This window comes from Desertivirga brevis, assembly GCF_017355835.1.
The window spans coordinates 906,518-929,969 of sequence record NZ_JAFEWF010000001.1; the positions used below are offsets into that span (position 1 = coordinate 906,518).

25 protein-coding genes and 1 tRNA gene are annotated in these 23,452 nt (G+C 40.3%); 10 read left to right on the top strand and 16 right to left on the bottom strand.

Going from position 1 to position 23,452, the window contains the following annotated elements; all coding sequences use genetic code 11:
- The first annotated feature begins 25 nt into the window (after positions 1-25).
- On the top strand, positions 26-1,177 hold the full coding sequence (locus J4N25_RS03985; protein WP_207420853.1) for a DNA-binding transcriptional regulator: 1,152 nt from the start codon (positions 26-28) through the stop codon (positions 1,175-1,177).
- A 7-nt stretch (positions 1,178-1,184) separates the two neighbouring features.
- Here J4N25_RS03985 and J4N25_RS03990 read toward each other — a convergent pair whose 3' ends face one another.
- Both J4N25_RS03990 and J4N25_RS03995 read right to left on the bottom strand, forming a co-directional pair.
- Positions 1,185-2,402 carry an MFS transporter gene (locus tag J4N25_RS03990; RefSeq protein ID WP_242695769.1) on the bottom strand — a complete coding sequence of 406 codons (1,218 nt, stop codon included), beginning with the start codon at positions 2,400-2,402 and terminating at the stop codon, positions 1,185-1,187.
- A gap of 154 nt (positions 2,403-2,556) precedes the next feature.
- Positions 2,557-3,147: a Crp/Fnr family transcriptional regulator gene (locus J4N25_RS03995; protein WP_207420854.1), complete on the bottom strand. Its 591-nt coding sequence runs from the start codon at positions 3,145-3,147 to the stop codon at positions 2,557-2,559.
- Between the two features lie 214 nt (positions 3,148-3,361).
- Between J4N25_RS03995 and J4N25_RS04000 the strand changes: the two genes are divergently transcribed.
- Positions 3,362-4,453, top strand: coding sequence for a hypothetical protein (locus J4N25_RS04000; protein WP_207420855.1), 1,092 nt, complete (start codon positions 3,362-3,364; stop codon positions 4,451-4,453).
- Positions 4,454-4,897: 444 nt separating this feature from the next.
- Here the strand turns inward: J4N25_RS04000 and rplT are convergent, their stop codons facing one another.
- The 5 genes from rplT to J4N25_RS04025 all read right to left on the bottom strand — a co-directional run bounded on the left by rplT (position 4,898) and on the right by J4N25_RS04025 (position 8,185).
- Positions 4,898-5,242: a 50S ribosomal protein L20 gene (gene rplT / locus J4N25_RS04005; protein WP_207420856.1), complete on the bottom strand. Its 345-nt coding sequence runs from the start codon at positions 5,240-5,242 to the stop codon at positions 4,898-4,900.
- A gap of 80 nt (positions 5,243-5,322) precedes the next feature.
- Positions 5,323-5,523 carry a 50S ribosomal protein L35 gene (rpmI, locus tag J4N25_RS04010; RefSeq protein ID WP_207420857.1) on the bottom strand — a complete coding sequence of 67 codons (201 nt, stop codon included), beginning with the start codon at positions 5,521-5,523 and terminating at the stop codon, positions 5,323-5,325.
- 24 nt (positions 5,524-5,547) lie between these two features.
- Positions 5,548-6,072 carry a translation initiation factor IF-3 gene (gene infC / locus J4N25_RS04015; RefSeq protein ID WP_439648742.1) on the bottom strand — a complete coding sequence of 175 codons (525 nt, stop codon included), beginning with the start codon at positions 6,070-6,072 and terminating at the stop codon, positions 5,548-5,550.
- A 49-nt stretch (positions 6,073-6,121) separates the two neighbouring features.
- The gene (gene thrS, locus J4N25_RS04020) at positions 6,122-8,047 is read right to left on the bottom strand and encodes a threonine--tRNA ligase (RefSeq protein ID WP_207420859.1); all 1,926 of its coding nucleotides are present in this window, start codon (positions 8,045-8,047) and stop codon (positions 6,122-6,124) included.
- Between the two features lie 64 nt (positions 8,048-8,111).
- Positions 8,112-8,185 (bottom strand) — tRNA-Arg (locus tag J4N25_RS04025).
- Positions 8,186-8,457: 272 nt separating this feature from the next.
- On the opposite strand from J4N25_RS04025, the gene J4N25_RS04030 reads away from it, so the two are divergent.
- The 3 genes from J4N25_RS04030 to J4N25_RS04040 are packed head-to-tail and all read left to right on the top strand — an operon-like array spanning position 8,458 to position 11,642.
- Entirely contained in the window at positions 8,458-9,396 is a 939-nt protein-coding gene (locus tag J4N25_RS04030) for an ABC transporter ATP-binding protein (protein WP_242695770.1), read from the top strand.
- Between the two features lies 1 nt (position 9,397).
- Positions 9,398-10,702, top strand: a complete 1,305-nt coding sequence (locus J4N25_RS04035) for an ABC transporter permease (RefSeq protein ID WP_207420860.1) — start codon at positions 9,398-9,400, stop codon at positions 10,700-10,702.
- Between the two features lie 7 nt (positions 10,703-10,709).
- A complete protein-coding gene (locus J4N25_RS04040) occupies positions 10,710-11,642 on the top strand; it encodes a Ppx/GppA phosphatase family protein (RefSeq protein WP_207420861.1) in 933 nt (310 codons plus the stop codon).
- Here the strand turns inward: J4N25_RS04040 and J4N25_RS04045 are convergent.
- From J4N25_RS04045 to rplU, 3 genes are all read right to left on the bottom strand, one after another.
- Positions 11,639-12,217, bottom strand: coding sequence for a Maf-like protein (locus J4N25_RS04045; protein WP_207420862.1), 579 nt, complete (start codon positions 12,215-12,217; stop codon positions 11,639-11,641). The genes J4N25_RS04040 and J4N25_RS04045 overlap by 4 nt on opposite strands.
- 276 nt (positions 12,218-12,493) lie before the next feature.
- Entirely contained in the window at positions 12,494-12,757 is a 264-nt protein-coding gene (rpmA, locus tag J4N25_RS04050) for a 50S ribosomal protein L27 (RefSeq protein WP_207420863.1), read from the bottom strand.
- Positions 12,758-12,846: 89 nt separating this feature from the next.
- The gene (gene rplU / locus J4N25_RS04055) at positions 12,847-13,158 is read right to left on the bottom strand and encodes a 50S ribosomal protein L21 (RefSeq protein WP_207420864.1); all 312 of its coding nucleotides are present in this window, start codon (positions 13,156-13,158) and stop codon (positions 12,847-12,849) included.
- Between the two features lie 208 nt (positions 13,159-13,366).
- On the opposite strand from rplU, the gene bamE reads away from it, so the two are divergent.
- Together bamE and J4N25_RS04065 are read left to right on the top strand one after the other, a co-directional pair.
- The gene (bamE, locus tag J4N25_RS04060; protein WP_207420865.1) at positions 13,367-13,747 is read left to right on the top strand and encodes an outer membrane protein assembly factor BamE domain-containing protein; all 381 of its coding nucleotides are present in this window, start codon (positions 13,367-13,369) and stop codon (positions 13,745-13,747) included.
- 3 nt (positions 13,748-13,750) lie between these two features.
- Positions 13,751-15,118 (top strand): NAD-dependent succinate-semialdehyde dehydrogenase, encoded by a 1,368-nt coding sequence (locus J4N25_RS04065; protein ID WP_207420866.1) that lies wholly within the window; start codon positions 13,751-13,753, stop codon positions 15,116-15,118.
- A 2-nt stretch (positions 15,119-15,120) separates the two neighbouring features.
- On the opposite strand, the gene J4N25_RS04070 is transcribed toward J4N25_RS04065, so the two are convergent.
- From J4N25_RS04070 to J4N25_RS04090, 5 genes are all read right to left on the bottom strand, one after another.
- Positions 15,121-15,504 (bottom strand): DUF3037 domain-containing protein, encoded by a 384-nt coding sequence (locus tag J4N25_RS04070; RefSeq protein WP_207420867.1) that lies wholly within the window; start codon positions 15,502-15,504, stop codon positions 15,121-15,123.
- Positions 15,482-16,276 carry a HipA family kinase gene (locus tag J4N25_RS04075; protein WP_207420868.1) on the bottom strand — a complete coding sequence of 265 codons (795 nt, stop codon included), beginning with the start codon at positions 16,274-16,276 and terminating at the stop codon, positions 15,482-15,484. Before J4N25_RS04075 ends, J4N25_RS04070 begins: the two co-directional genes overlap by 23 nt.
- Before the next feature lie 78 nt (positions 16,277-16,354).
- Positions 16,355-16,531 (bottom strand): hypothetical protein, encoded by a 177-nt coding sequence (locus tag J4N25_RS04080; protein ID WP_207420869.1) that lies wholly within the window; start codon positions 16,529-16,531, stop codon positions 16,355-16,357.
- Positions 16,532-16,618: 87 nt separating this feature from the next.
- Positions 16,619-17,713 (bottom strand): acyltransferase family protein, encoded by a 1,095-nt coding sequence (locus tag J4N25_RS04085; RefSeq protein WP_207420870.1) that lies wholly within the window; start codon positions 17,711-17,713, stop codon positions 16,619-16,621.
- A 259-nt stretch (positions 17,714-17,972) separates the two neighbouring features.
- Positions 17,973-18,899, bottom strand: a complete 927-nt coding sequence (locus tag J4N25_RS04090; RefSeq protein ID WP_207420871.1) for an L-lactate dehydrogenase — start codon at positions 18,897-18,899, stop codon at positions 17,973-17,975.
- A gap of 208 nt (positions 18,900-19,107) precedes the next feature.
- On the opposite strand from J4N25_RS04090, the gene J4N25_RS04095 reads away from it, so the two are divergent.
- Genes J4N25_RS04095 through J4N25_RS04105 form a run of 3 tightly spaced genes read left to right on the top strand, consistent with a single transcriptional unit; the run spans position 19,108 to position 22,547 of the window.
- Complete coding sequence (locus J4N25_RS04095; RefSeq protein WP_207420872.1) at positions 19,108-20,742, top strand: catalase; 1,635 nt, start codon at positions 19,108-19,110, stop codon at positions 20,740-20,742.
- 56 nt (positions 20,743-20,798) lie between these two features.
- Complete coding sequence (locus J4N25_RS04100) at positions 20,799-21,269, top strand: ankyrin repeat domain-containing protein (protein WP_207420873.1); 471 nt, start codon at positions 20,799-20,801, stop codon at positions 21,267-21,269.
- Between the two features lie 54 nt (positions 21,270-21,323).
- Positions 21,324-22,547: a M28 family metallopeptidase gene (locus J4N25_RS04105; RefSeq protein WP_242695771.1), complete on the top strand. Its 1,224-nt coding sequence runs from the start codon at positions 21,324-21,326 to the stop codon at positions 22,545-22,547.
- Between the two features lie 8 nt (positions 22,548-22,555).
- Here J4N25_RS04105 and J4N25_RS04110 read toward each other — a convergent pair whose 3' ends face one another.
- Positions 22,556-23,275: an RluA family pseudouridine synthase gene (locus J4N25_RS04110; protein ID WP_207420874.1), complete on the bottom strand. Its 720-nt coding sequence runs from the start codon at positions 23,273-23,275 to the stop codon at positions 22,556-22,558.
- Between the last annotated feature and the right edge of the window lie 177 nt (positions 23,276-23,452).

Consider the following 23,452-nt stretch of genomic DNA (forward strand, 5'->3'; position numbering starts at 1 on the left):
TTATCGCCAATTATTACCGCTAGCAATGAGGCAAAGAAAAAAGGTTTTTGTGCATCTTGATTCAGGCAGAGGTTATAGTCGTGATATCTTAAAAGGAATTTATGATTATAATAACCAGCTAAGTCATTGGGACATCGTATTTGAACCAGCTTATTTTCTCAGGAGCGATAGCAAGAGGAACAACCTTAGTATTATCAACACGATCAAACCGGATGCATGTATCCTTGAATTTTCGGACAACATTCCTGAATTGATAAAAATGGGAATACCCGTTATCCAGGTTACCTCGGTTAATCATGTTCCTGGTGTTCCTTACGTTTCAGGCAATTACGAATCAGACGGGAAACTAGCAGCAGAATATTTTAGAAGAAAGGGATTCAGACATTTAGCATTCTTTGGATTAAGGAACTTACGCTGGTCTGAAACGCGTTTGGAAAGCTTTAAAAAACATATCGGGCTAGCTGAGGAAACATTACATACCTATTTACTGGAGGGCAACGAAGTGGATGTATTATCAAACAATTTTGAAAGGCTGGCTTTATGGCTAAAAGAACTCCCAAAGCCAGTAGGGATCTTATGTTGTAATGATAATTTTGGCCAAATCTTAATCAACTCCAGCTCTATTGCCGACTTGAAAGTCCCGCATGAAGTAGCAGTTCTGGGAATTGATAATGATGAGCTGCTCTGTAACATCACTTATCCTAATCTTTCCAGTATTATCCGTAATCATCATAAAATAGCTTTTGACATATGCAACTTACTTGAAGAGATGATGGAAGGCAAGGACTGTTCCGATAGAATAATTCCAGCAGAAGCCCTTGATGTTTTTGAACGTAGTTCGAGTGATACAATTGCCTCTCAAGATCCTGACGTTTCTCAGGCTATTAACTTCATCTTAGAAAACCTTCGTTCCCCTTTGACTGTCTCCGACGTTGCTTCTCATTGCAAAGTGCCATCAAGGATATTAAACAAAAAATTCAGGGATCTAACAGGATATTCAGTTCATCAGGAAATACAGCTAAGGAAACTTAACCAGTTCAAACGCATGCTGGAATCAAAAAAGACCATTAAGGAAATTGCGTTTGAACTGGGATTCGAAGACGCCAGTCATATTAGTCGTTGGTTTGCTAACCTGGAAGGAACAACACCTTTAATCTGGAAGAAAAAGTTCCTATAAAATATTGTCAGGCCATCAAGGCTTCTTCTTCCAATTCTTTTGGAGCTTGGCCTGTATATAGTTTTCGATATAGAAAATGAACCAGAGCAGCTGCAATGCTAAATCCTATTCCTACTAATAAAACGCCGTTCCATTGCCATTGCTGCCAGGCTAGTCCGGCTAGATAAGTTCCTGTGGATCCTCCTATAAAATAAGTAGTCATGTAAACCGTATTTAAACGGTTATTTGCGTGGGGATGCAAGGAGAAAATCGAGGACTGGTTCATAATATGAAGGGCTTGCATGGCAACATCCAGTACCACTACGCCAATGATCAATCCTAGATAAGTGCTACCTCCCGCCCAAAGAGCTCCCCAGGAACCCAGAAAAACAGCTAATAGTATCCAGGTGAGTTTATTATAAGGAATAGTTTTGGCCAGCTTACCAGTAAAAGCAGCCATCAGGGCACCCAGGATTCCGAGAAAGCCAAAAGATCCGGCTACTGCACTACCTGCATTGAAAGGAGGCAATTCGAGATGAAATACCAAAGAAGTCCAGAATGCACTAAAGGAAGCAAATAAAAATGCTCCCCTGAATGAAGCCGCCTGAAGCGCCGGCTCTGTTTTAGCATAGTGCCATACAGATTTCATAAGCTCTTTGTACGTACCTTTGTATTGAGGAAGCACTTCAGGTAACTTCCATGAGATGAAAATCCATAGCAGCACCATTATTCCTGCAGCTATAAAGAACATACTTCTCCAACCCCAGATATTACCAACATAGCCACTCAAAATCCTGGAACCAAGAATTCCTACTAAGAGTCCGCTCATTACTAAACCAATGGAGTGGGTGCGTTTTTCAGGATGAGAAAGACTTGCTGCCATGGGAATGAATAATTGGGGTACCACCGAAGTTAAGCCCGTCAGGAAACAGAATACGTATAATAGCGATAGGGATGGACTCAAGGCCATTCCTAGTACGGCTGCGAGTATAAGAGCAAAGTCGATCACGATGAGCCTTTTGCGTTTAACCAAATCACCAAGAGGTACTATGATCAGCAGGCCAAGCGCATAGCCCATTTGAGTAAACATTGGAATTTTACTTACGCTTGCATCAGACACATTGAAGTCCTTTGCCATCAAAGAAAGTAAGGGCTGATTATAATAGTTATTAGCAACTACCAGGCCTGAAGAAATAGCCATCAGCCATAGTACAGCCGGCGTTAACGTTTTTTTATGTTGATCCATGATTGCCAATTTTATGCAGACTTATAATGAAGCCTGCTCTGTTTGTAATGTTTTAAATTATCGTAGCTACAACACAAAATTGCATATGAGAGATTGAATTACTCATGATCTGGATTAAGAAATGAAGTTGATCTGGTTCAACTTTTTGGGAAGATCACTTATTCTTTGCAAGCCTTCTTTTGCGCAACCGGGAAAGGTATTCGGTGGTCATACCTAAAAAAGAAGCAAGTGCATACTGAGGTACTCGTTGGGCAAGAACCGGATAATTGCTCAGAAATGCCTGATATCGCTGCTCCGCCGTTAAGGTAAGATTGCTGATCACTCTCCGCTGCTGGTAGGCTAATCCCCGCTCCGCGATCTTGCGAAAGAAGGTTTCGAACTTTGGGTTCATCTTTTTTAGGGATTGCTCCTTCTCAAAATCCAGAGATAAGGCGGCACTGTCTTCCAACGCGACGACGAACATGGTGGCATTCTGTTGATACAGGTAGGCGTTATAATCTGTTATCCACCAATCGTCTATGGCAAAAGAAATGGTGTGGTCCTGCCCCTCACCTGTTACAACATAGGCCCTAAAGGCACCCTTCAATACGTAAAATCTATTCAGAACCGGAAAATCTGGTTGAACAATAAACTGGCGTTTTTTGATGAATACTTTTTTAAAGGCAGCAGCAAAGACAGAAGCTTCATCTTCGTTTATATCAACAAATCTTCTAAGGTAATCTATTATTGCACTTTCTTCAGTCATGATGCTTTAAGGTGCAATAATATTAATGTTTTGCTTATTAAGAAAGACTTAATAAACTATTAAGGCAGTAAGATTTTGTCCATTATTACTGAATAATAAGCAGAAATGCCGTTTCCCTATCAACATATTAATAGAATTAGCACGCCGCGAGATTCCAAACAATTTTAGAAATTATTTGTAGTAAAAATTCGACACACACATCAAAACCACACTGATGAGATACATTTTCCTGGCATTACTATTTACCTCGCATATTGTTATAGCACAGCATAAAGAAAAGAGCATTTCTGTAACTTGCTATGTTAACGCAGAACTTTATATGGATGCAGGAGTCATTGCTTATGTTAGCGACAAATCGGGCAATATCTCCTGTCAGGGCCATTACGTAAATATCAGTAATAAAAGTGATAATTTATTTTATTACCTCGATGGCAACCGTTGGGTAGCTCTAAAGCCAAAGACCAGAGCAGTATCATTTATGGGCGGCAGCATAAAATCAACCTCTGTAGTGAATATGAAGGTGAAATATATGCATGATGCCTCAGGAGGTATTACCACTAAGATAAAAACAATAGACCTCCTTAACGCACAGGCGGACCGTGCAAAAGCACGTGGATTTGAAGATGATCAGCCGGTAACCCAAACAAGCAGAACAGGTCCACCAGTGACAACACGCGTTGAGACTGCAACGACACTTGTGCCGCAAAAATCTTCTCCGCCTAAAACGGAAACAAAAACTCAAAAAGAGGCTACCGTAGCAAAAGCTCCAACAAGAACAACAAGCCAACCTGCAAAGCGGGTGCCGGTAGGAAAAAAACCAACTACCGCCAGAACAACACCTAAAAGTACAAGTCGACCCGCAAGTGCAAGATCATACGCTGCAAAAAAACAAAGTTCAGCCTACCCACGTACATCTTCAAGAGATGCGCTTGGACTACGAGTTGATTTCGGCACTGGCGCAACTGGGGTAGGTCCTAATTATAAACATTATTTCAGTAATAATCTGGCACTGGATGCTTCCCTTATTTTTTTTAAAGGAAAGGTTGCAAGTCTTGGAGGACAAATTGAGAAACATTTCCCGATTCCTTCCGACCCGGGTCTTAGTCTCTACGTTGGCGGAGGCCCGCAAATTCTATTCGGACCCGATGATACAGCTATAGCTTTAGTTCCCGTTGGCGGTATAGAGTATAATATCCCTACTACTCCCCTAAATCTTAGTTTCGATTGGAGGCCAAGTCTTTTCTTGTCCCCTGAAACAGGTTCAGAAGCCGGAAGATTTGGATTCTCATTAAGAATGAGATTTTAATTTATCCTTTTCCAGGGTCAAGTTAAAAAAACAAGTGGTCAACCCAACGGGTTCCTTTGCCACTTCTGCTAAATCAGAAGTGGTATTTTTTTTACGTCTATCTTTAGGAGGTATTGGAATTAAAATAGCATTCAGTAAATAGCAGATTATGTAGACCACTACTATGATAAAATGCCGCATAATCTAGAGGCAGTTAAGGTTCTATATAGTAAAATACCAAAAAGACTGTCCGACTTAGTGCATCGCAGATGTTTAAAAAATAAAAAGCCTGCAGCTATGAGAGCTACAGGCTTAACCTAAACCTTATCACAATTAGTTACAATATTAGAACCCGAAGATGAAGAAAACATGAATTTTTCAGAAAAACTTTCACGGACAAAAATTTTGGCCATAAAAAAAGGGAACAACTTTTCAGCGTTCCCTTTTTTAATAATTTATCTTGATCTATTTTACTGAATCAACGATTGCTTTGAAAGCATCTGGCTCGTTAAGTGCTAAGTCAGCTAAAACCTTACGGTTTAAAGTGATTCCTTTTGCAGATAATTTACCGATCAATTGAGAGTAAGATAAACCGTTGTGACGAGCTGCAGCGTTGATACGCTGAATCCATAGTGCTCTGAATTCTCTCTTTTTGGTTTTACGGTCACGGTAAGCATATTGCAAACCTTTTTCTACCGTGTTTTTAGCAATAGTATAAACCTTGCTTCTTGATCCCCAATAGCCTTTAGCTAATTTTAAGATCTTTTTTCTTCTTCTTCTTGACGCTACTGCGTTTACCGAACGTGGCATTTTTTACTTGTTTTGGCGGACGGCGTTGCGTTTTACAGCAAACTTACTACCGAAGGCCGGGTTAAAACTTAATTAAACTACTACTTACCAATGCAAAGCATACGTTTTACGTTACCTAAATCAGCATCAGCTACAAGGCTTGACTGACCTAAATTACGTTTACGCTTAGTTGACATCTTTGTTAAGATGTGACTCATGAACGCATTGTTCCTCTTGATTTTACCTGTTCCAGTAAGCTTGAAGCGCTTTTTAGCACTGGAATTGGTCTTCATTTTTGGCATAAACTATATATATTAACCTGTTAATTATTTTTTAGTTCCTTTTGAGCCAACGATTAAAAACATACGTTTACCCTCTAACTTTGGTAATTGCTCTACTTTACCTACTTCTTCCAACGCCTGTGCAAACTTCAAAAGAAGGATCTCTCCCTGCTCCTTGTACACAATTGCACGACCTTTGAAGTGTACGTAGGCCCTTACCTTTTCTCCAGCTTCAAGGAAACTGATAGCGTGTTTTAGTTTAAACTGAAAATCGTGGTCGTTCGTATTCGGTCCGAAACGAATCTCTTTGATTACAGTTTGCTTCGCATTCGACTTTATCTCCTTAAGCTTTTTCTTCTGCTCGTAGATAAATTTATTGTAGTCGATTACTTTACAAACCGGAGGACTAGCATTCGGTGAAATTTCTACCAGATCTAACTCCTGCTCGTCTGCAATTTTCAAAGCATCCTGCAAAGAGTAAATCCCTGTTTCAACATTATCACCTACAAGACGAACTTGTTGTGCTCTGATGAATTGGTTTATGTTATGCTCAGCCTCCTTTTTCTTCATTGGAGGCCTTGAACCGCCTGGTCTTCCTAACGCCAAATTATTAAATTAGTTAAACTGTTATTTCTTTAATTAATTGATTTCTAAATTCTTCCGCTGTCATGCTTCCTAAATCTCCCTGACCATGTTTTCTTAAAGAAACTTTACCTTCAGCCTCTTCTTTTTCACCTATGATCAGCATGTAAGGAATTTTCTTCACTTCAGCGTCCCTGATTTTTCTTCCGATCTTTTCATCTCGTAAGTCGATCAGCCCGCGAATATCGGAATTATTCAGTGATTCTAAAACTTTTTTCGCATAATCTTCATATTTTTCAGAAATAGGAAGGATAATAAACTGTTCAGGTGCTAACCATAACGGGAAGTTACCAGCACAGTGCTCAATTAGAACTGCAACAAAACGCTCAAGTGATCCAAAAGGTGCTCTGTGGATCATTACAGGACGATGCTTTTGGTTATCGCTACCTGTATATTCCAGTTCAAAACGCTCTGGCAAATTGTAATCCACCTGAATAGTACCCAACTGCCATTTTCTGCCTAATGCATCCTTAACCATGAAGTCAAGCTTTGGACCATAGAAAGCAGCTTCTCCTAATTCAACAACCGTCGGCAGGCCTTTTTCAGCAGCAGCTTCAATGATAGCGCTTTCAGCTAACTGCCAATTCTCATCCGTACCAATGTACTTAGTTTTATTTTCAGGATCACGAAGGGAAACCTGAGCTGTAAAATTCTCAAAACCTAAAGCTCCAAAAACGTACAGTACTAGATCGATTACCTTTTTGAACTCATCTTTAACCTGATCAGGACGGCAGAATAAGTGAGCGTCATCTTGAGTAAATCCCCGAACACGGGTTAGTCCGTGTAATTCACCACTTTGCTCGTAACGATAAACAGTACCGAACTCTGCAAAACGTACCGGCAGATCTTTGTAAGACCTTGGTTTTGTTTTATAGATCTCACAGTGATGGGGGCAGTTCATCGGCTTTAAGAAGAACTCCTCCCCTTCCTGTGGAGTTTTTATCGGCTGAAATGAATCAGCGCCATATTTATCGTAATGACCAGAAGTTACATATAAATTTTTATGGCCAATATGAGGAGTAATTACTTGCTCATAACCCGCCTTAACCTGTGCTCTTTGCAAGAAATTAACAAGCTTCTCGCGTAAAGCAGTTCCCTTTGGTAACCATAATGGTAAGCCCATTCCAACCTTTTCGGAGAACGCAAACAATTCCAGCTCTTTACCCAATTTACGGTGATCGCGTTTCTTAGCTTCTTCGATCATCTTCAGGTAATCAGAAAGCTCGCTCGCTTTAGGGAAAGTTACACCATAAATACGTGTTAATTGTTTCCTGCTCTCATCTCCTCTCCAATAAGCACCGGCAACGTTCATCAGCTTTACAGCTTTTACAAAACCAGTATTAGGAATGTGAGGCCCGCGGCAAAGGTCGGTAAAGTTCCCTTGTGTATAGAAAGTGATAGAACCGTCAGGAAGGTCCTTGATCAGATCCAATTTATATTCGTCGCCTTTTTCTGTAAAGTATTCTACAGCTTCAGCCTTACTCACAGGTTTACGAACATATTCAGATTTGGCCTTCGCCAGTTCAATGATCTTATCTTCTATCTGTTTAAAATCATCAGAAGAAAATTCACGATCACCAAAATCTACGTCGTAATAAAAGCCTGTTTCTATAGCAGGACCGATACCGAATTTAGTACCCGGATATAAAGCTTCTAAAGCTTCAGCCATAAGGTGAGCTGAAGAGTGCCAGAAAGTTGATTTACCTGCATTATCATTCCAGGTCAATAACTTAACTGAGGCATCTGCTTCTATAGGACGACTTGCATCCCAAACTTCACCATTTACTTCCGCAGCTAAAACATTTCTTGCTAAACCCTCTGAAATAGACAGGGCGATCTGATAGGCAGTAGTTCCTTTTTCATACTGACGAACGGAACCATCGGGGAGTGTAATATTAATCATCTACAACTATGATTTAATAAATAAAAAACCGTCAGTATTTCTACTGACGGTCCGTGTTTGTTTGTACACCCATCAGGATTCGAACCTGAGACCTGCGGTTTAGAAAACCGATGCTCTATCCAGCTGAGCTATGGGTGCCCTTTGTGGCTGCAAATATAGAAAAGCATTATATACTACGCAATAGTTTTTTGGGGTAATTGATGAAAAAAATAGAATAAGAGCACCTAAAAAGCAATCCTCCTTTTTTATCCTCCTCACAAACAGCCAATTGTTTCCTGAAAGATTTTCTAATATTTTTTATTTTTTCTTCCTTAACAATCCTTATCAAATTTCATCTAAAAAGAAAAGCCGATGAAACAAACGGTACAAAACAATAATCTTAGATTTTGCTTATGTTTACCTGCTAGTATATGCAATTACCTTCAGAAACAAAATCACCTATCATGCTAAGCGTTCAAAATATAGTTAAGCAATATGAAGGTCACCGGGCGCTTGACGATGTAAGTATAGAAATTCCTAAAGGAAGTATTTTTGGTTTACTAGGACCAAATGGTGCAGGAAAAACGTCGCTGATCCGAATAATTAATCAAATTACAGCTCCCGACGAGGGTAACGTGTTTTTTAACCAGGAGAAGCTGAATGCCTCTCATATCGGAAGAATTGGTTATCTACCGGAAGAACGGGGCCTTTATAAAAAGATGGATATTGGCGAACAGGTGATCTATCTTTCAAGGTTGAAAGGTTTAAGTCGCGATGAAGCCTTAAAACGAGCTAAATATTGGTTTGAGAAATTAGAGATTCAAACCTGGTGGAACAAGAAGGTCGAAGATCTAAGCAAGGGAATGCAGCAGAAGGTGCAATTTATTGCAACAGTTATCCATCAACCTGATCTCGTCATTCTTGACGAACCCTTCTCTGGCTTTGACCCTGTCAACGCCGACCTGATTAAGAATGAAATCCTTGAGCTGAACGATAAAGGTGCAACCATTATTTTTTCAACCCACCGCATGGAATCTGTAGAGGAGCTTTGCGACAGTATAGCACTACTGAACAAGTCAAAGAAAATCCTGGAAGGAAGCGTAAAAGACATCCGGAATTCCTACAGGAACAATACCTATAAGATCTGCTATACCTCGGTAGAACCTGTACAATTCCTAAACCCGGCCTTTCAGATAGTAAAGCAAAATTTCAAAGAAGACCATAACGAGATTACGGTTCAGCTGAAGGATGGAGCGAAGATAAATGAGGCTTTAAGTTATCTGATATCAAAGGTGGAAGTTCAAAGCCTGAATGAAGTGATACCAACCATTCATGAAATATTTGTAGAAAAGGTAAAAGGGATAGAATAGTATGAATAAAATCTTACTCATTATACAGCGCGAATACCTGAGCAGGGTAAAAAAGAAATCGTTCATCGTGATGACCTTTGTTGTACCGCTCCTCTTTATTGGTATGTATGCTGTTATAGGCTACATGTTTTACAAAAAGGATGACTTGACAGATGCTCAGAAAGTATTGGTTATAGACGATTCAAAAGACTTTGTCAATAAATTCAAAAACACCGCTCTACTAGAGTTTCGCTATTCAGATCAGGGCCTGGAAGCGGCGCGTGGAGAATTTAATCGCTCTTCTGATGACTATTTACTTTTGATCCCTAAGGATAAAAAAGACCTGCAGCTTTTGGGGCAGAAAAAGCCGGGCATAGCTGTTATTGGCGATATCGAAACACAGGTTAATGAAATAGCTCGTACGCGGCAACTCGTCGACGCCGGTATAGATACAGCAGTTCTTAATGCTAAACAAACTCAACTGCGATTAAATACCAGGCAGATCACAGAAAAAGGAGAAGAAGATGCCAGCTCATGGTTGGCATACGGAATCGGCTTCGTTGGAGCTTTTCTGATCTACATGTCCCTTTTTATTTATGGTGTGCAGGTAATGCGTGGAGTTATAGAAGAAAAAACCAATCGGATTATCGAAGTGATCATTTCCTCCGTAAAACCCTTTCAGCTCATGCTCGGAAAAATCGTTGGTGTAGGTCTTGTAGGGCTCACTCAGTTCCTTTTGTGGATTGTTCTTTGTTTAACTATTGCGGGGTTTGCTGGAACTTATTTTGCTAAAGATCTTCATCTTAATGATCAGAACAAGGAGCAAATTATAGCTAAAGGAATACAAAACGACTCACCTGCCGATGAAGGCGCAGCAATCATTACTGCCTTAGACTCAATCCCCCTGGTTTATACCATTGGCACCTTCTTGTTTTACTTTCTCTTTGGGTTTCTCCTTTATAGTTCAATATTTGCAGCTGTCGGATCGGCTGTAGACAGCGAAACAGAAACCCAGCAGTTCATGCTTCCGATTACAATGCCACTGATCTTCACATTTATCATATCCATCAACTTTGTAATTAATAGTCCGGATAGTCCTTTAGCTTTCTGGTTGTCGATAATCCCATTCACCTCTCCTATTGCCATGATGATCAGGATCCCATTTGGTGTGCCGGCATGGGAGTTAATTCTATCCATGGTATTACTTGTTGGTGGCTTCCTATTGATCACCCTTGTAGCGGCAAGGATTTATCGTGTAGGGATTTTGATGTATGGGAAAAAGGCAAGTTATAAAGAATTGATAAAGTGGTTCAGCTACAAAGAGTAATTGCAAAATGAGCAAATCGATAGCAGCGCTCGACCTTGGCACCAATACTTTCCATTTGCTGATCGCTTCGGTGGAAAATGGAAAGATCCAAAAGGTGGTAGAGGAACAACGCCATGTGAAATTAGGAGAAGGCGGGATTAACAAAGGTATGATTGCCGAACCGGCTTACAAAAGAGGAATTGAAGCTTTAAGAGAATTTAAGTCGATTATAGACCAACATGCCATTGATATTATCCGGGCTAATGGAACTGCAGCACTAAGAACAGCCAGCAATGGTGCTGAATTCATTGCTGAGGTGAAAAAAGAAACCGGAATTGAGATTCAGGTTATTGCAGGAGATCGCGAGGCTGAACTTATCTATAAAGGAGTTGGAGCAGCTGTTGATCTGGAGGATTCTTCATTGATCATGGATATTGGAGGAGGTAGTGTAGAATTCATTTTCTGTAGTAAGGCCGAGATCTTTTGGAAGAAAAGTTATCCTGTAGGGGCAGCCAAGTTGATGGATGCATTTCATCATTCAGATCCGATCGCAGAAAAAGACTTACAAAAATTACTGCTGCACCTGGAAGAGCAATTGCAGGAGTTAAAAGAAGTGGCTAGTATTTTTCAACCATCAAAGCTGGTTGGGTCAGCTGGAGCTTTCGAAACTTTCGCCGCTTTAGAATCAGACAGATTTGGTACAGCCGAGGAGAACTTTCGCCGCAAAGGATCTTACAGGTTTGAACTAGGTCAATTAAACGCTGTTATCCGCGATTTAATTATCTCTACACACGATAACAGAGCCGGTAACTCTCTGATAATTCCCGTAAGAACTGATATGATCGTAGTCGCTTCTACCCTAACACAGTTCATTTTAGAAAAACTGAAAATCTCTAAGGTAGAAATGTCAGATTTTAGCTTAAAAGAAGGCTTGCTTATAGAAGCAGCCCAATCTAATTAGTTTTTCACCAACTTCTGAAGTTCTTCGTAAACCCGGTGTGTGGGCAAGCCAACAACATTTGAATACGAGCCGTTAATTCTCTCTATTCCAGCCAAACCAATCCATTCCTGTATGCCATAGGCTCCAGCCTTGTCAAAGGGTTGATAGGTTTGGATGTAGTATTTAATTTCATCAGGACTCAGTGGCAAAAAATAAACCTCAGTAGTTTCTGCGAAGGAAAAAATCTGGTGGTTTTGGAGCAAAGCGACACCCGTTATTACATCATGCTTTCTGCCAGACAATAGCGATAACATCTCCATTGCCTCATCCTCATTCTCTGGCTTGCCGAGAATTTTGTTATCAATAGACACTATAGTATCTGCAGTTAAGACGATAGCATTCTCCTCTAATGTTTCATCAAATGCCTTTGCTTTCTTCTCTGCAATATAGATCGCAACTTCCTTGGGCGATAATCCTTCTGGGTAGGACTCGTCTACATCTTTCAAGACTACATCGAATTCGATTCCGGTTTTCGAAAGTAATTCCTGCCTTCTTGGTGATTTAGATGCTAGTATGATACCTGGGAGCGTTTTCATAATTGCAAATGTAAGAAAAACGGAAATCGTATATCTGGAGTTCCCAGAATTAAAAATTTTCAATTCAGCAGGCATTGGTCAAGGGGGGCAGCTTTTGCTCCAACCAAGAATGCCACCATAACAAGGCTATAGTAAGTCCATAGTTTTTTAAATAGGTATGGCCTCACTATAGACTCATTATGGACTTACTATGGACTTATCAAGTACGTGACACAGAAAAGGCCATAAAAAAAGCCCCACTAATAGTGAGGCTTCCATTATCTTATTCTTAGTTTCTTATTCAGCTACTACTGGAAGTACAGAAACGTAAGATTTGTTATCAGCTTTCTTTTTGAAAACTACTTTTCCGTCTACTAGAGCAAATAAAGTATGGTCTCTACCGATACCTACGTTTTTATCTGCATGGTGTTTAGTACCACGTTGGCGAACGATGATATTTCCTGCGATAGCATCTTGTCCACCAAAAATTTTAATACCTAAGCGCTTGCTATGCGATTCGCGACCGTTCTTGGAACTACCGGCTCCTTTTTTGTGTGCCATTTTCTTTTATATTTTTAACTGGATTTTAGCCCAATAATAAAGTTCAACAATTAATTAATGTAAGGACTAACGTCCCCGATATCGAAATATTATAAAGTGATATCTGTAATTTGGATTTTAGTAAAGAATTGACGGTGTCCGTTTTTCTTTTTGTATCCTTTACGACGTTTTTTCTTGAAAACTAATACTTTGTCACCTTTTAAATGAGACACGATCTTAGCCGAAACTTTAGCACCTTGAAGAGCAGGAACGCCTACTTTAATATCACTTCCGTTTGCAGCTAACAATACATTGTCAAATTCAATACTAGCGCCTTCTTCTCCTTGTAGCCTGTGTACAAAGATTTGTTGGTCTTTTGCAACCTTGAACTGTTGTCCGGCTATATTTACTATTGCGTACATTGTTAGAAAATTTTTATGAGCCGCAAAGATAGATATTAAAGTCATTAATTGAAACAAATTTTCATTTATTAGCCAGATGCCCGTGGTTCAAGGTTTGAGCATCGAAGCCTCCCCGCCTTTGCATTAGGAAAAAACAGGGTATGGAGTTCTAACTACCGAATAAACAAAAGCTTTTTTAGTTGTGTTAAGCCTGAAACATTTAACACTTATGAAAGCACATTTAATTACATTAATGGCCATATCTGCTCTCTTCGCTTGTTCAAGACCAGCGAAGGACCTTGCAAGCGTTGAAATTGGCATGTCTAAATCTCAGGTACAGGCGATTGTTGGTGAACCTGAAAAAAAAGATGTGATCAATAAAACAGAAGTTTGGAACTTCACAGATTCAAGCCGGACCGTTGTTTTTAGAGCTGATACAGTTTATGCCATCATGACCTCACCGCAAGCGAGACTAGATTCTATGGCTTCATGGGTGGGTAAAACCAATGAAAAAGTAAAGAAAGGATTTGGTAATATTGGCGATAAAATTGAAAATGCTGCGGACAAAGTAGAGGACAAACTCGACAAAGACAGTACTAAAACCAAGTAATCGATGGCCATTGAATCCATAAATCCTGCAAATGGAGAACTGATAAAAACCTATACTCCTGATTCTGACGAGCAGGTGAATTCAAAAATACAGCAAACGCAGGAAACCTGGCTGAAATGGAAGGAAACTTCTTTCGCTGAAAGATCAGGGCTTATGAAGAATATGGCAGCCGTTCTGAGAGCTAAAAAATCAGAGCTAGGCCATTTAATGGCTCTTGAAATGGGGAAACCTCAGAAAGCAGGGGAAGGAGAAATTGAAAAGTGCGCCGTTTGCTGCGAATATTATGCAGAGAATGCGGAAAAGATCCTTCAGCCAGAGCTTATAGAAACAGAAGCACAAAAAAGCTACGCAACCTTCAAACCCATTGGTATTGTGCTGGCCATTATGCCCTGGAACTTCCCTTTCTGGCAGGTATTTAGATTTGTTGCACCTGCATTGATGGCAGGGAATGCTGGTGTCCTTAAACATTCTTCCAACGTGGGCGGCTGTGCGCTGGCCATTGAGGAGATAATTAGAGAGTCTGGTTTTCCTAAAAACCTTTTCCAGACTTTATTAATTGGGAGCGGCGCGGTAGAAAGGGTAATTGAAAACCCATTAGTGAAAGCTGTAACATTAACTGGAAGTACAGGTGCCGGTATAAAGGTAGCTACCAAAGCCGGATCCCTGCTTAAGAAAACAGTACTTGAACTCGGAGGAAGTGACCCTTATTTGATCCTTAAAGATGCAGATCTGGAACTCGCAGCAAGGGTATGCACAGAAAGTCGATTGATCAATAGCGGACAAAGCTGCATTGCTGCAAAACGTTTCATCGTGGTGAAGGAAGTAGCTGAGGAGTTTACCCAGCTGTTCAAAGAAAAGATGGCTGCCAAAGTAATGGGAGACCCATTAGATCCCCAAGTGGAAGTTGGGCCCCAAGCACGGGTAGACCTTAGAGATGAGCTTCATCAACAGGTAGAAAAAAGCATTGCAAAAGGAGCTAAATGTATTTTGGGAGGTACAATACCTTCGGGAAATAATGCATTCTACCCTCCTACTATCTTAACAGAGGTTAAAAAAGGAATGCCTGCTTATGAGGAGGAGCTTTTTGGGCCTGTGGCTGCTGTAATTACTGCAGAAGACGAACAAGATGCAATAAACATAGCTAATGACAGTGTATTCGGACTAGGTTCCGCCGTATTTAGCAGGGATATTAAAAGGGCCGAAGATATTGCTGCCAATCATTTAAATGCAGGTAATAGCTTTGTGAACGACAATGTCAAATCAGATCCCCGGCTCCCCTTTGGTGGAGTAAATCAATCTGGATATGGTCGCGAGTTGAGCAGCTATGGAATAAAGGAATTTGTTAATATCAAAACTGTGTATATCAAATAACACTAAAGAACTTGTTCCTTGAATAACTTTTCCAGCGTTTCGGAAGCACTACAACACAAGCCAGGGTGCACTTTTGATGTTTGAATAACAGTACTTCGTGTTGCTGTAAGCCAGCGAAAACGGGAAGGTGCATCAAGCTCTGCTATCGAACCTCCATCACGGCTTCCTTTGCAAATTCTTTCGAAGGAAGATAGATTTTGCTTTACAGCTTCCACATCCACTCCGGGATACAACTGTATCAACCTATCCTCATTCAGAGTATACTTCACCTGGAGATACTTCTCTTTTTTACAGTATATCACAACACCCACGTTAATGAATTCTTCGCGTTCAACCCTGGGAACTACACGAACTACTGCGTACTCAAATAAACTTCTTTCTTGCATTTTGTACTTCGTTAACAAAGTTTATAGAGTTCTCAATACGTATAAGCAAAAATTCAACGTAAGCTTCGCGGTGCTCTTCTTTCGTTGGAAAGAAATCTCCCTCGAGCCATTCGTCGGGTATAAGGTCTACAATTCCTCTGATCACCTGCTCGCTTAAAACTGGCGCAAATTCTTTGTCTATTGCTTCAATTTCGGCAGCCTTTGAAAGTAGTACATGGTCCTTCACAAATGCAAATGGTCGTTTAGCTGCTTCTCGCCAATTATCCCACGAATGATGAAAGTATAAAGACGCGCCGTGGTCAATGAGCCATAATTCTTTATGCCACATCAACATATTAGTGTTTCGGGCGGTACGATCGACATTCATTAAAAGGCAGTCGAGCCAAACTATTTTTGAGGCAAGAACAGGATCAACCTGGGTTACCGTGGCATCAAAAGTAATCGCACCTGAAAGATAATGTAAAGCAAGATTTAGTCCCTCACTGAACTTCAGCAGATCCTGGATCTCCTCGTCGGGTTCCGTGCGTCCGAAGGCCTCGTCGAGATTTGCAAATACCAGTTCCGGAATCTTAAAGCCTAATCCCCTGGCAATCTCTCCACCGATAAGCTCTGCGATCAGAGCCCTTGGCCCCTGCCCTGCACCACGGAATTTTAAAACATACAGAAAATCATCGTCGGCCTCTGCTATCGCCGGCAGAGATCCGCCCTCCCTTAAAGGTGTGACGTAACGAGTGACATTTACTGTTCTTAATTTTGGTTGAGTATAAGACATAGTACATAACAGTTTCCGGAACCACCTCAATGATTCCGAAAACTGTGGCTAAAATAAATGTAATTAGGAATTGAAAGACTATTTATCCTGAAAAAGATAATAGTGCTGGCGAGCACGGGTTTGCCCGAAAGATTGCCCGTTACATTGACCTAACAGCCAATAAAGAAGAACAAATATCAGGATTGTAGAGAAACACCCCCCTCCTAGTTTTTTCGCGCCGTATCCGGCAATTAATGCTCTAAATAACTTATTCATAGGTTGAACGATTAAGTGTTTAGCATTACAACGGCGAAAAAAACAAATAGTTCGACGAATACGCTACCTTAAGCCATAAGAAGCTGGCTATTTATCTGCATAATCTGCAACAGCAACCTTATTTGCCACCTTTACTCGCGCCTTTTCTGGAAACTTTCGTCCAAGCCCCGTAAAGAAGGTTTCGAAGTTCAGATATACGAAGTAACTAAAGCTAATAGTGGCTGCCGAAGCAACGAAGATCACAGCAGGAACGGGCACCTCGAAAAACCTCTGATTAATGATAGAACATACCTTACTGATCACCCTGTAAACCAAAGGATGCAACAGATAAATAGAATAACTGGCATGACCCAACATAACTAAGAACCTGTTAATAAGGGAGGGAAGTCTGAAATTACTTTTGTAGATCCCCGCGCAAATCCCTACAGAAGCTATAGCGAACACCAGTCTGTTTACTCCAACCACTAGCTGCACCCTGTCACCTGAAGTTGGATACAAACAAAAAACTAGCAATGAAATCACCAGGATAACTTTTGCCTGAACACTCAGGATATCCATCTTTTTAAGTAATGCTCCTAAACCAACTCCAGAAATAAAAAGGAAGAACTGATTTAACGGATTAGTGTACAAGTCCCACTGTTGAATAAATTCCACATTTGGGTCAATTACGTTGAATCCAAAGTACACCATAATTACAAAGGACAGAACAAGGAAAGTATAATATAGCTTGTTCCAACGCTTTAAAAAAAGGATTAAAAATGGAAATGCCAGGTAGAATGAAAGCTCATTCCCAACAGACCATGCACCATAAGTAATAGTATTAGCCCAGTTGTAAAAGGCAAACAAGCCACTTAGATTCGAGAACAAGAGTGATGTATCAGGAACGCGCTTTTCTATTAGGATGGTAAGGATCGAAGAGAGCCACATAAGTGGAAAAATTCTTAAAATCCGCTTTCCGTAGAAACTCATGATAGAGTCTATACTACTATTAAGCTTCTCATTATAAACGTGATACAAAGTTAAGCCACTGAGGACATAAAAAATTGAAACACCATACATGCCTATTCTTGTGAAGACACTTTCTGACGGTTCAATTCCATAGTTCCACAATTTAAAGTGGAACATCATAATCCCAAGCGCACTGATCCCCCTAAGATAATCCAAACCGGATAAACGCTGCATATTTAGAATGAGAGCTTTTAAAATTAATTTAGAAATGCCAAGCTCTTTGGTATTTAGCTTGTCCCCTTTCCTCACATTTCTATCTAACTAAAAGCAAATATGCGACCAAAGCGCTGATTTTTCCTTTTTACCTTTGCTTAACGAAAAAGGTTGCGCCAGCTTGCACATTTAGAAATTAAAGAAAAGCCTGTGAAGCAAGGCTCCACAACCATAGTTCACAGGCTTCTTTTTATCGAATTTTAGTAGCGAATCAGAACGATTACATTTCTACTGACTCAATTATTTCTTTCAGTTTATTTGCCGAGGCAGTAAGTTGTTGTTTTTCTTGCTCATTTAGGGTAACGTGTAGCACCTCTCGCACCCCTGTTCTGTCAACAATGCATGGCACACCAAGAAATACATCCGACACTCCGTGATAATCCTGCAATAAAGTAGAAACATTCAATACTGCTCCCTCATTTCTTAGGATTGCTACGCAAATCCGGTCGAGAGCAAGTGCAATAGCATAATAAGTGGCACCTTTTGAACTTATGATCTGATAAGCAGCATTCTTTGTATTTTCAAAGATCTCTGTTTTGTCTTCTTCTGATAGTGATAGTTGACTACCGGCAATATTTGAAAGGCTCCATAATGGGAGTTCAGAATCTCCGTGTTCTCCAACAATGTGCGCGTGAACACTTCTTGGATCTACATTTAATTTTTCGCCTATTAGATACCTGAAACGAGCACTATCAAGCAAAGTACCAGAGCCTATTACCCTGTTTACAGGCCAGTTAGACTTTTTAAGGGTAAAATAGCTCATTACATCAACAGGGTTTGATGCAATCAATAATATACCGTGATCGTTATACTTCAACACTTCAGTAGTTATGCTTTCGTATATCGCCACATTTCGTTTCAATAGATCAATTCGTGACTCTCCGGGCTTCTGAGCTGCGCCCGCAGTAATTATTACAATATCCGCTTCCCGACAGTCTTCGTAGGTTCCTGCCCATACTTTTACGTTTCCTACAAAAGGCAATCCATGGTTCATATCCTGAGCATCTCCCCTGGCCTTATCCATATTTGCATCTAGCAAAACCAGCTCATCCATCCTATGACGTAGTAATAATGTATAGGCAGTAGTTGAGCCTACTGCGCCAACTCCTATTACAACAATCCTTGTTTTTTTTGATGATGTACTCATACTGTTTTTTCTAAGTATTTATATTAAGGTTTACAAGAAACAGTTTTTTAACCAGATTTTGTTTTACAAAGTAAAATAACTTTCTACAGCTATATTTATTGGCTCTATAGCTGATAAATAAAATCTATGTGATACCCTGAAGCTTTTAAAAACTTAGGATTAACAGGGCTGTTATCTAGAGGATTGATTTACCTTCAAAACATCCAAAATGAACCAAAATCCAAATTCTGCAAATCCATCTTCAAACGGACATGCGGACGACCGACAAACAGAAATTAAAAGTAGCGGACAAGAAAGCTCAGACCTGTTAACGACAAGACAAGGCCATCCTGTTTACGACAACCAAAACGTTCGAACTGTCGGTAATCGTGGCCCGGTGACAATGGAAAACTATCATTTCCTTGAGAAGATGTCGCACTTTGACAGGGAACGTGTTCCTGAGCGGGTAGTACACGCCAGAGGAGCAGGTGCCCACGGTTATTTTGAGGCTTACGGCACTGTTGGGGACCAACCCGCCTCTAAGTATACCAGGGCAAAGGTTTTTCAGGAAAAAGGGAAGAAAACGCCTTTGTTTGTTCGTTTTTCTACAGTAATCCACGGCGGCCATTCCCCCGAAACTTTGCGAGATCCGAGAGGGTTTGCCGTTAAAATGTACACAGAGGATGGGAACTGGGATTTGGTAGGCAACAACCTGAAAATCTTTTTTATCAGAGATGCTATGAAGTTTCCAGATCTGGTACATGCCTTTAAACCTGATCCTGTTACCAACATCCAGGATGGTCAAAGGATCTTCGACTTTATAAGCAACACCCCTGAGGCTATGCATATGATCACCTTTTTATTCTCTCCATGGGGAATACCGGCAAATTACAGACATATGCAGGGCTCTGGTGTTAATACATATAAATGGGTAAATGCAGAGGGCGAAGGAGTTTTAGTAAAGTACCATTGGGAACCTCTGCAAGGCATTAAAAACCTTACCAGCGACCAGGCGATGGAGATCCAGGCAAAGAACTTCAACCATGCAACTCAGGATCTATACGAATCTATTGAGAGAGGAGAATATCCACAATGGGAGTTATTTGTTCAGATCATGAGCGATGATGAACATCCGGAACTTGACTTTGACCCTCTTGATGATACTAAGCTTTGGCCAAAAGAACAATTTCCATGGCTACCAGTAGGTAAGATGACTTTGGATCGCAATCCTGTTAATTATTTTGCGGAAGTAGAACAAGTTGCATTCGGTACTGGTGTATTGGTTGATGGACTGGACTTTTCTGATGACAAGATGCTTCAGGGAAGAACCTTTGCTTATTCGGATACACAACGCTACAGGGTAGGAACCAATTATCTTCAGCTGCCAATTAACCGCCCTCGAAAACACGTAGCCACAAATCAACGTGATGGCCAGATGGCTTACCACCAGGATATAGTTGAGGGCATTAATCCTCACGTAAATTATGAACCTTCAACACTAGGTGGCTTAAAAGAAGCACCAAGAAGTGGACAGGAACATAGCCCTATGTATAATGCCGCATTAGTAAGGCAAAAGATCGACCGGCAAAACAATTTTAAACAAGCTGGGGAAACGTATAGGAACTTCGAAGATTGGGAAAAAGATGAGTTGATCTCTAATCTTGTAAGTACCCTTGCTCCTGTTAAAAAACATATTCAGGAGAAGATGATAGAATTATTTACAGCCTGCGATGAAGATTATGGAAGAAGAGTTGCCGAAGGTCTTCAAAAAGTAAGTGCAGACAGTCAAGAGACTTTCAAAGCGCAAGCTGAGGATGCTGTTAAGCAAGCGGAACAAGATTCTTCAGAATCAAAACCATATTAATTTCAATTGAAGGGCCGTCTCAAAGGAGATAGCCCTTTCCTTTAAAACAATAATCTATGAGTATAACCAGTACTTTCTTTGATGCAGCAAGGACAGGAGATATAATTTTGCTAGAACAATTACTTCCGGAAATAAAAGAAATCAATGTTCGTGATCCTCGCGGATTTACCCCTTTAATCATAGCCAGCTATAACGGTAATCTTGATGCCACCAGGTTCCTATTGGAGGCAGGAGCAGATGTAAATGCACAGGATGACGGAGGTAATACTGCCCTGATGGGAGTTTGTTTTAAAGGCTATGCTGATATTGCAGAATTGTTAATTGCACATGGCGCGGATGTAAATGCGACACACGGTAATGGAGGCACAGCATTGATGTTTGCCACTATGTTTGGAAGAAATAATCTGGTGAAATTGATACTGGAACATGGAGGCAACAAAGACATTCGTGAAAACAGAGGTATGACGGCCCTAGACCTTGCAGTGCAGCAAGGAAATGTAGAAGCTGTTGAACTTTTAGAGGCCTAAACAGCTAGATTTTTCGATTGCACAGAAGCTGGCCGAAGTTGAGGCCTGCTTTAATTGAAGCCCATTGAAAGTCTTCGTATTTCTCGTATTACTAAAATACAATATCTTCGCTTTGCTATGAAGGTATTCTCATCCATTCTTCTATTGATGATCTCCGCTCTTCAGCTAATTGCTCAAGACAGGACTTATGCAATAAAGACCATTGAAGAACTATGTTCTCAAAAATATTTCGGTCGCGGGTACGTAAAGGGCGGACTGGATAAATCGCGGGATTTTATCCTTCAAGAGCTGAAAAGATGGAAGGTATCTCCTATGTCATCATCCGGCTTTTTGCAACAATTTTCCTTTCCTGTCAACACTTTTCCGGGCGAAATGAGCCTGGAGCTGGACGGAGCAAAATTACGACCAGGAATAGATTTCATAGTTAGTCCTGAAAGTACCGGATTAAAAGCATCGGGTGTGCTAACCATGAAAGACAGTTCTCATTATGTTGATGCTGCCAACCGCCTTCAAATTTCTTATCTGAAGAAGTTGACCTGGTCTGTGGCAGTGCAGGAGTCGGATTATACCGCGATTTTAGTCGACCAAAATCTTTTGAGCAACAAGGCGGAAAACTATAGGGTTACCGTTGAAAACAAATTTATTGATAACTTTAAAGCAAGTAACATCTGTGGTGTCATTAAGGGTCGCAAAAAGCCCGATTCACTTATTCTTATAACTGCCCATTACGACCATTTAGGAGGTATGGGTAGTAAAGTCTACTTCCCTGGTGCTAACGACAATGGTAGTGGGATAAGTCTTCTTTTAAATCTTGCCAAACACTATTCATTGAACGCCCCGGATTATTCAATAGGATTTATCTGCTTTGCAGGGGAAGAAGCTGGACTATTGGGATCGAGGCATTTTTCAGAAAATCCACTCGTGGACCTTAAGAAGGTGAGGTTTCTTATTAATCTGGATTTAACCGGTACAGGTGAAGAGGGTGCAACAGTTGTGAATGCATCTGTATTTAAGAGCGAATTTGAAATCCTCGATAATATCAACCGAGACAAAAACTACCTGAGCAAAATAACAGCAAGGGGAAAAGCAGCCAATAGCGACCATTACTGGTTCAGTGAAAAAGGAATACCCTCATTTTTTATATATACAAATGGAGGAATAAAAGCGTACCATGATGTTTACGATATACCAAAAACCCTGCCCCTCACAGAGTTTGATGACTTGTTCCGTCTGATTGTAGCTTTTAACGAGAATATTATGAAAAGCAGTAAAAGGTAAATTATCCTTTACGCGTCATGCTTTTCAAGCAACTTCACCAAAGTAGCAAAATCTTTTGGGTAAGGTGCTTCAATTTTTACAACCTCTGTTTCATTTATTTTAAAATTCAGTTCCTTAGCGTGAAGAGCAAATCGCTTCATTATCGGTAGTTCTTCCTGGTCTTTTCCCAAATGATATCCGCGTTTCAGATGAGATAAAAAAACAGGTTTACCACCATACATCTCATCTCCAGCTATTGAAGCTCGCTGAGTAGCAAGGTGAATCCTGATCTGGTGCATCCTTCCGGTAATAGGCTGACACTCAATAAGAGTGTAGTGCTTGAAGTATTTAATGGAATTGAAAATCGTTTGTGCAGGTTTTCCCTCAAGTTTATTGATAGAAACATTTTTATTACCTAGGTTAAGGATTGGAAGGTCTATTTCCAGGTCATTAAAAACATGAGTACCGTTAACAACAGCGTGATATACTTTTTTGATCTGCCTGTGTTCAAATTGCATCGAAATGAAACGATATGTTTCAGGATTCTTTGCGATTATAAGACAACCTGAAGTTTCTTTGTCTAACCTATGACAAACCTGGGCATCAGGAATGGTCTTCCGGGCGATGTTCAGCATATTTATATCCCCTCCTTCCCTTTCGTGAAGGGAACTAATAAACGGAGGTTTATTTACCACGACTAAATCATCGTTTTCAAAAAGTGTAATATCTATTAATGCCGGAATTTTCACGGGGCAAAAGTAGTGATTTTAGCCAGTTAAGAGGTACAGGTATTAATAAATGCTTCTTCAATATTTTATGGACATACTACTACAAAAAATTAGCATTAAATGAATTCCAGTCTATATAGTTATTAAAAGAAATGCTTACTTTTGTTCCTAAGCAAATGCCCAGTTTAGTTAAACCTA

Bases quoted from the DNA above. Each gene is read 5' to 3' on its own strand.
- bamE (WP_207420865.1), top strand. From the start codon at position 13,367: ATGAAAGCACATTTAATTACATTAATGGCCATATCTGCTCTCTTCGCT.
- J4N25_RS04040 (WP_207420861.1), top strand. From the start codon at position 10,710: ATGAGCAAATCGATAGCAGCGCTCGACCTTGGCACCAATACTTTCCAT.
- J4N25_RS04090 (WP_207420871.1), bottom strand. From the start codon at position 18,899: ATGAGTACATCATCAAAAAAAACAAGGATTGTTGTAATAGGAGTTGGC.
- J4N25_RS04045 (WP_207420862.1), bottom strand. From the start codon at position 12,217: ATGAAAACGCTCCCAGGTATCATACTAGCATCTAAATCACCAAGAAGG.
- J4N25_RS03995 (WP_207420854.1), bottom strand. From the start codon at position 3,147: ATGACTGAAGAAAGTGCAATAATAGATTACCTTAGAAGATTTGTTGAT.
- rplT (WP_207420856.1), bottom strand. From the start codon at position 5,242: ATGCCACGTTCGGTAAACGCAGTAGCGTCAAGAAGAAGAAGAAAAAAG.
- J4N25_RS03985 (WP_207420853.1), top strand. From the start codon at position 26: ATGAGGCAAAGAAAAAAGGTTTTTGTGCATCTTGATTCAGGCAGAGGT.
- J4N25_RS04100 (WP_207420873.1), top strand. From the start codon at position 20,799: ATGAGTATAACCAGTACTTTCTTTGATGCAGCAAGGACAGGAGATATA.
- rpmI (WP_207420857.1), bottom strand. From the start codon at position 5,523: ATGCCAAAAATGAAGACCAATTCCAGTGCTAAAAAGCGCTTCAAGCTT.
- J4N25_RS04035 (WP_207420860.1), top strand. From the start codon at position 9,398: ATGAATAAAATCTTACTCATTATACAGCGCGAATACCTGAGCAGGGTA.
- J4N25_RS04080 (WP_207420869.1), bottom strand. From the start codon at position 16,531: ATGAATAAGTTATTTAGAGCATTAATTGCCGGATACGGCGCGAAAAAA.
- J4N25_RS04075 (WP_207420868.1), bottom strand. From the start codon at position 16,276: ATGTCTTATACTCAACCAAAATTAAGAACAGTAAATGTCACTCGTTAC.
- J4N25_RS04085 (WP_207420870.1), bottom strand. From the start codon at position 17,713: ATGCAGCGTTTATCCGGTTTGGATTATCTTAGGGGGATCAGTGCGCTT.
- J4N25_RS04070 (WP_207420867.1), bottom strand. From the start codon at position 15,504: ATGCAAGAAAGAAGTTTATTTGAGTACGCAGTAGTTCGTGTAGTTCCC.
- J4N25_RS04065 (WP_207420866.1), top strand. From the start codon at position 13,751: ATGGCCATTGAATCCATAAATCCTGCAAATGGAGAACTGATAAAAACC.
- infC (WP_439648742.1), bottom strand. From the start codon at position 6,072: ATGAAGAAAAAGGAGGCTGAGCATAACATAAACCAATTCATCAGAGCA.
- thrS (WP_207420859.1), bottom strand. From the start codon at position 8,047: ATGATTAATATTACACTCCCCGATGGTTCCGTTCGTCAGTATGAAAAA.
- J4N25_RS04095 (WP_207420872.1), top strand. From the start codon at position 19,108: ATGAACCAAAATCCAAATTCTGCAAATCCATCTTCAAACGGACATGCG.
- rplU (WP_207420864.1), bottom strand. From the start codon at position 13,158: ATGTACGCAATAGTAAATATAGCCGGACAACAGTTCAAGGTTGCAAAA.
- J4N25_RS04000 (WP_207420855.1), top strand. From the start codon at position 3,362: ATGAGATACATTTTCCTGGCATTACTATTTACCTCGCATATTGTTATA.
- rpmA (WP_207420863.1), bottom strand. From the start codon at position 12,757: ATGGCACACAAAAAAGGAGCCGGTAGTTCCAAGAACGGTCGCGAATCG.
- J4N25_RS03990 (WP_242695769.1), bottom strand. From the start codon at position 2,402: ATGGATCAACATAAAAAAACGTTAACGCCGGCTGTACTATGGCTGATG.
- J4N25_RS04030 (WP_242695770.1), top strand. From the start codon at position 8,458: ATGCAATTACCTTCAGAAACAAAATCACCTATCATGCTAAGCGTTCAA.